Source organism: Kineococcus indalonis (genome assembly GCF_009906395.1).
GTDB classification, from domain to species: Bacteria; Actinomycetota; Actinomycetes; order Actinomycetales; family Kineococcaceae; genus Kineococcus; species Kineococcus indalonis.
In genome coordinates, this window is record NZ_JAAALM010000815.1 from 1 (window position 1) to 1179 (window position 1179).

General features: G+C 81.2%; 1 protein-coding gene and 1 pseudogene. Both read left to right on the plus strand.

The window, feature by feature from the left end; all coding sequences use genetic code 11:
- Positions 1-401 (plus strand): annotated as a pseudogene (locus tag GTR00_RS21300) (cell division protein FtsZ); the annotation flags it as partial.
- A gap of 58 nt (positions 402-459) precedes the next feature.
- Positions 460-1179, plus strand: a 720-nt coding sequence (pgeF, locus tag GTR00_RS21305; RefSeq protein WP_323132662.1) for a peptidoglycan editing factor PgeF, incomplete at its 3' end; no start/stop codon positions are given.

The window sequence follows — 1179 nt, forward strand, 5'->3', positions numbered from 1 at the left end:
GGCCCGAGCCGTGGCAGCAGCAGGCCCCGATCGCGCCCCAGCACCAGCCGGCGCCGCAGCAGGCGCCCGCGGCCCCGCAGTACGCCGCTCCGCAGTACGCCCAGCACGCCGCGCAGCAGCAGGTGCCCCAGCAGCCCGCGCAGCAGCCGGTGCAGCACCAGCCGGCCCCGCAGTACGCCCAGCACGCCGCGCAGCAGCAGGTGCCCCAGCAGCCCGTGCAGCAGCCGGCCCAGCAGCCGGCCCAGCAGCCGGTGCAGCACCAGCCGCAGATGGTGCCGGGCGAGGACCCCGTGCAGGTGCCGCGCATCATCGAGCTGCCCAACGACACCGCCGGCGTGCGCCGCCCGGGCCGCCCGCGGCCCGAGGAGGACGACCTCGACGTGCCCGACTTCCTCAAGTGAGCCGGCGTCCCGCCGCACCCGCCCCGCGCGGGACGCGGGAGCGGCGGGCGCCGCTCGCGTGAGCGGCGCGCACGTGCCGCTGCTGGACGCCGGCCTGGCCGGCGTGCGCGGCGGCTTCACCACCCGCGCCGGAGCGGGCGGCGAGGGCCCCCACGCGGGGCTGAACCTCGGCGACCACGTCGGTGACGACCCCGCGCGGGTCGCCGCCCACCGCGAGGCGCTGCGCCGGGCCGTGGGTGCGCGGCGGCTCGTCGTGCCGGTGCAGGTGCACGGCGCGGACGTGGTGGAGGTCACCGGCGCCGTCGGCCCGGCGCCCCGGTCCGACGCCCTGCTGACCCGCCGGCCGGGCACCGCCCTGGCGGTGGTGGTGGCCGACTGCGTCCCGGTCCTGCTCGCCGACGCCGCGGCGGGCGTGGTGGCCGTGGCGCACGCCGGCCGCCCCGGCCTCGTGGCCGGCGTGGTGCCGGCCGTCGTGGCGGCCGCCCGCGCCGCGGGCGCGCGGGCGCTGACCGCCGCGCTGGGACCGGCCGTGTGCGGCCGCTGCTACGAGGTGCCCGCGGCGATGGCCGAGGACGTCGCGGCCGTCGTGCCCGCCGCCCGCGCCACGACCCGCTGGGGCACCCCTGCGGTGGACGTGCCCGCCGGGGTGCTGGCCCAGCTGGCCGAGGCGGGGGTGCCGGCCTCCGGGCCGGGGCCGTGCACGGTGGAGCACGAGGACCTCTTCTCCTACCGCCGCGACGGGGTCACCGGGCGCAGCGCCGGCGTCGTGGTGCTGCCG